At 42.4% G+C, this 5,463-nt stretch carries 3 protein-coding genes and 1 rRNA gene; 3 read left to right on the top strand and 1 reads right to left on the bottom strand.

Features of this window, described 5'->3' with window-relative positions:
* Positions 1 to 182 precede the first annotated feature (182 nt).
* Positions 183 to 295: ribosomal RNA gene (rrf, locus tag DW830_RS15025) — 5S ribosomal RNA — on the top strand.
* Positions 296 to 495: 200 nt separating this feature from the next.
* Here the strand turns inward: rrf and DW830_RS15020 are convergent.
* Entirely contained in the window at positions 496 to 918 is a 423-nt protein-coding gene (locus DW830_RS15020) for a hypothetical protein (protein ID WP_118311959.1), read from the bottom strand.
* 134 nt (positions 919 to 1,052) lie between these two features.
* Between DW830_RS15020 and DW830_RS15015 the strand changes: the two genes are divergently transcribed.
* Positions 1,053 to 2,714, top strand: coding sequence for a glycogen/starch synthase (locus DW830_RS15015; protein ID WP_119250453.1), 1,662 nt, complete (start codon positions 1,053 to 1,055; stop codon positions 2,712 to 2,714).
* Positions 2,715 to 2,791: 77 nt separating this feature from the next.
* On the top strand, positions 2,792 to 5,350 hold the full coding sequence (gene glgP / locus DW830_RS15010; protein ID WP_119250452.1) for an alpha-glucan family phosphorylase: 2,559 nt from the start codon (positions 2,792 to 2,794) through the stop codon (positions 5,348 to 5,350).
* Positions 5,351 to 5,463: the final 113 nt, after the last annotated feature.

Genomic DNA, 5,463 nt, shown 5'->3' with positions numbered 1-5,463 from the left:
GACGTTGATAGGATGCAGGTGTAAAGACAGCGATGTCAAAGCCGAGCATTACTAATTGCCCGAACACTTTCTTTAGGAAAGTTCATAGTTTCAGCTGTTGACTCTCGATAAAATCGAGAGGGACGGTGGTTCTTTACTATCAAATACAGTTTGCTTGTGTGCAAATACGTCATACCCCATTATCAGGTGGTTATTGCGGTGAGGTCCCACCTCTTCCCATTCCGAACAGAGAAGTTAAGCTCACTTGCGCCGATGGTACTGCAATGCAATGCGGGAGAGTAGGTAGCCGCCTTCTTTTATTTATTTTAACCTCGATTACGTCCTGTAATCGAGGTTTTTTGTTTATTCACCTTCTATTTAACATAATAAAGAGGCTCATATTTCTCGTATTTTTGGCGAACTGTATGGTTGCCTGTAAATATGAAAAATATGAGCCTTAAAAAACGCAACAATTTTGCTCTTTAGGTATAAGTATATTCCATTTTCTCTTGGGTATTAATTCTCCTTGATGAATACCAATTTCTTAGGAATTTTAACCCATTTACGATTTCGCGCAATCTTGATGCTGCTTCCTTCTTTTTGCTGGAGCTCGTAAGTGCCATCTGAGAGTAAAACTAGGTCAGCCACAAGATCTTCGCTTCCATAATCATTAATAATGGAGAGGTGAGCTATCTTGCCATCTACATCCGCATCAGTGATCAGCCATTTTCTGCTATCCAGTCTATCTCCAAAGTAACCAGGCATCTCTCCAAACACTTCCTGCCCCGGAACTTTGAGATTCTTGTGGTAGAAGTCGATGCTCATATAGACGTTCAACTCCTTGTTAGTCAGTTTACCTTTGAATAAAGTACTATCGTTTTGTGCCATGCATACTATGCTGATAAGGCACAATAATGTTATTAAAAATCTTCTTTTCATATATAAAATTCTATTAACTGCACAAAGTTATTCATTTAAATCAAGAAAACGTCATTTTTTTTATGATTTTAATGAGATATATTTGTTTTTTTGCAAATATTTACCTATCTTTGCGGTGTTTTATTGATATTTATATGGAAAAGAACAGATTATTTCCAGATTATATATTTGAGTCTAGCTGGGAAGTGTGTAACAAAGTTGGTGGTATCTACACTGTATTGTCGACACGGGCTCTGACTCTTACGGAAAAGTTACAGGACCGACTCATATTCATTGGTCCTGATTGTTGGGGAGAGAAGGTAAACCCTTATTTCTCTGAGGATGATACGCTTTATGCGGAGTGGAAAACAGAAGCTCTTAAAGAGGGTTTGAATGTTAAGGTAGGTAGATGGAAAATCCCAGGAGAGCCTGTGGCAATCTTGGTAGATTTCCAACCTTATTTTGAACAGAAAGATCAAATCTATGGCCAGCTTTGGAGTGACTATCAAGTGGATAGTCTTCATGCTTATGGTGATTATGATGAGGCATCTATGTTCTCTTATGCTGCTGCATTGGTTGTAGAAAGTTTCTATAAACATGTAGTGGGCAAGGATAAGAAGGTTATTTATCATGGAAATGAATGGATGACCGGTCTTGGCGTGCTCTATGTGAATAAGCATTTGCCAGAAGTTGCTACTGTATTTACTACACATGCTACTAGTATAGGTCGCAGTATTGCAGGTAATAATAAGCCTCTCTATGACTATCTTTTTGCTTATAATGGCGATCAGATGGCACAGGAGCTCAATATGCAGAGCAAGCATTCAATTGAAAAGCAAACCGCAAAGTATGTTGATTGCTTTACTACAGTAAGTGATATTACAGCCAATGAATGTAAGGAACTCTTGGATAAGCCTGTTGACTTTGTATTACCTAACGGATTTGATAATAGTTTTGTACCTAAAGCTTCTATATTCACCAAGAAACGTAAGGAGGCAAGAAAGCGTTTGCTCGATGTAGCCAATGCATTGATGGGTACCGACTTGGATGATGATACGCTCATTGTTTCTACCAGTGGTCGATACGAGTTCCGCAACAAGGGTATTGATGTCTATATCGAGGCGATGAATCGTTTGCTTCGCGATAGCAATTTGAAGAAGAATGTTTTGGCATTCATCGATGTGCCTGGTTGGGTTGGTGATCCACGTCAGGATCTTCTGGAGCGTTTGGAAAGTGGCAAGAAGTTTGATACTCCACTTGAAGTTCCTGAGATTACCCATTGGTTGCACAATATGAGTCATGACAATGTCTTGGGTATGTTGAAGTACTTCAATATGCATAATAACAAGGAAGACAAGGTTAAGTTGATATTCTTGCCTTGCTATTTGACTGGAGATGATGGTATCATCAACAAGAGTTATTATGATGTAGTTTTGGGTAATGACCTCTGCATCTATCCTTCTTATTATGAGCCATGGGGTTATACTCCATTGGAGGCTGTTGCATTCAAGGTACCATGTATCACCACCGACTTGGCTGGCTTTGGTCTTTGGGCGAACTCAGAGAAGGGAAGTTATAGCGAGATAGAGGATGGTGTGAAGGTAATCAAGCGTACCGACTACAATTACTCAGAGGTAGCCGATGCTATCAAGGATACTGTAGCCAAGTACTCTGGTATGACCAAGGCTCAGGTGAACAAGTGCCGCAAGAATGCCGAGAAACTTTCAGAGAAGGCATTGTGGAAGCATTTCATCGAGTATTATTACGATGCCTATGACTTCGCATTGCGTAAGGCAGAGAATCGTATGAAGCAATAAGAATACTCTCTCTTAATAGTGAGAAATCACGATATAATTTAATGAGATATAAATAGTTTAATATAAATCGAAACACAATGAAAATTAAAGCAGACTATGCTAATGCTCCTCAATGGAAGGAGACTACTATTAAGTCTAGCCTTCCTAAGGAGTTGAAGTGCTTGGACGAGATTGCTCACAATATGTGGTGGGCATGGAACTATGAGGGTCGTGACTTGTTTAAGAGTCTTGATGCTGATTTGTACGAGAAGTGCAACGCTAACCCAGTATTGCTTTTGGAGCGTTTGAGCTACGATCGTAAGGAGGCTATTGTTAAGGATAAGGAGACAATGGCTAAGGTTAAGAACGTCTACAAGATGTTCCGTGAGTATATGGATGTGAAGCCAAACTCAAAGCGTCCTTCTGTAGCATACTTCTGCATGGAGTATGGTATCAACCAGGTAGTTAAAATCTACTCTGGTGGTCTTGGTATGCTTGCTGGTGACTACTTGAAGGAGGCATCTGATAGCAATGTGGATATGTGTGCCGTTGGTTTCCTCTATAGATATGGTTATTTCAAGCAGTCTTTGAGCATGGATGGTCAGCAGATTGCTAACTACGACGCTCAGAATTTCAACTCTCTCCCTATCGAGCGAGTATATGATGAGAATGGTAACCCAATGGTAGTTGATGTTCCTTACACAAACTATCAGGTACATGCATACGTATGGCAGATGAACGTAGGTCGTATCAAGTTGTATCTCCTGGATACAGATAATGATATGAACTCTGAGTTCGACCGTCCTATCACTCACTCACTTTATGGTGGTGACTGGGAGAACCGCTTGAAGCAGGAAATCTTGCTCGGTATCGGTGGTATGCTCGCATTGAAGAAGATGGGTATCAAGAAGGAGATTTATCACTGCAACGAGGGTCATGCTGCACTCTGCAACCTGCAGCGTCTCTGCGATTACATCGAGGAGGATGGCTTGAACTTCAACCAGGCTCTCGAGTTGGTTCGCGCTTCTTCTCTCTATACTGTTCACACTCCAGTACCAGCTGGTCACGACTACTTCGACGAGGCTCTCTTCGGCAAGTACATGGGTGGCTATCCACAGCGCCTTGGTATCTCTTGGGATGAGTTTATCGGTATGGGTCGTGAGAATGCAGACGATCACAACGAGCGTTTCTGCCTCTCTACCTTCGCTTGCAACACCTGCCAGGAGGTTAACGGTGTAAGTAAGCTCCACGGTTGGGTAAGCCAGCAGATGTTCTCTAACATCTGGAAGGGCTATTTCCCAGAGGAGAACCATGTAGGTTATGTAACCAATGGTGTTCACTTCCCAACTTGGACAGCAACAGAGTGGCGTAAGCTCTATGATACATATTTCGACAAGAACTTCATGAACGACCAGAGCAACGAGGAAATCTGGCATGCCATCTACAATGTTTCAGATGCAGAAATCTGGAATACTCGTATGACATTGAAGAAGAAGCTCGTAGCTTATATCCGTGAGAAGTTCACACAGACATGGTTGAAGAATCAGGGTGATCCTGCTCGTGTAGTATCTTTGCTCGAGCGTATCAATCCTAACGCTTTGATGATTGGTTTCTGCCGTCGTTTCGCTACTTACAAGCGTGCTCACTTGCTCTTCACCGACTTGGAGCGCTTGTCTAAGATCGTTAACGATCCTGAGCATCCAGTATTGTTCTTCTTCTCTGGTAAGGCTCACCCAGCTGATGGTGCTGGTCAGGGCTTGATCAAGAAGATTTTCGAGATCAGTCAGCGTCCAGAGTTCCTCGGTAAGATTATCTTCTTGGAGGACTACGATATGACATTGGCTCGTCGCCTGGTTTCAGGTGTTGATATCTGGATGAATACTCCTACACGTCCATTGGAGGCTTCTGGTACATCTGGCGAGAAGGCTGAGATGAACGGTGTTGTCAACCTCTCTGTACTTGATGGTTGGTGGGTAGAAGGTTACCGCGAGGGTGCTGGTTGGGCTCTTCCTGAGAAGCGTACATACCAGAATCAGGGTTACCAGGATCAGCTTGATGCTGCTACTATCTACAACCTCTTGGAGAACGACATCATCCCAATGTACTATAACAAGAACAAGGAAGGCTTCAGCAAGGAGTGGATCCAGGTAGTAAAGAACTCTATCGCTACTATCGCTCCTCACTATACAATGAAGCGTCAGTTGGATGACTACTATGATAAGTTCTACAACAAGGAGGCTGCTCGCTTCAAGAAGTTGAGCGCTAACGACAATGCTTTGGCTAAGGAGATTGCACTCTGGAAGGAAAGTGTTGCTGAGCGTTGGGATGGTATCCACGTAGTATCTAAGGATGACAGCAAGTTGATGGCTGCTGAGACAGGTCAGAAGATCAAGGTTCAGTATGTTATCGATGAGCAGGGCTTGAACGATGCTGTTGGCTTGGAGCTTGTTGTATTGAAGGATCAGCCAGAGGATGGTAAGCAGATCTATGCTGTTTATCCATTTAAGATGGTAGGTCACGAGGGCAATAACTTCACATTCGAGGCTGAAATCGAACCAATCAATGCTGGTTCATTCAAGACAGGCGTTCGTATGTATCCTAAGAATGAGAAGTTGCCACATCGTCAGGACTTCTGCTACGTTAAGTGGTTGGACTAATAGGTAGGGTGTCCAGTTCTCTGTTCTTGAAAACAAGCTGGAAACATCCCTGTTAATTGTTAATATTACGCTCTGATATTTAACGTTTCATGTAACGAAATAGTTCTTTGAAA

This window comes from Prevotella sp. AM34-19LB (assembly GCF_003468525.1).
In the GTDB taxonomy this organism is placed as follows: domain Bacteria; phylum Bacteroidota; class Bacteroidia; order Bacteroidales; family Bacteroidaceae; genus Prevotella.
This window is presented reverse-complemented; position numbering and strand designations above follow the sequence as displayed.

Excerpts from the sequence above, each read along its gene's own strand:
- DW830_RS15020 (WP_118311959.1), bottom strand. The coding sequence starts at position 918 with ATGAAAAGAAGATTTTTAATAACATTATTGTGCCTTATCAGCATAGTA.
- DW830_RS15015 (WP_119250453.1), top strand. The coding sequence starts at position 1,053 with ATGGAAAAGAACAGATTATTTCCAGATTATATATTTGAGTCTAGCTGG.
- glgP (WP_119250452.1), top strand. The coding sequence starts at position 2,792 with ATGAAAATTAAAGCAGACTATGCTAATGCTCCTCAATGGAAGGAGACT.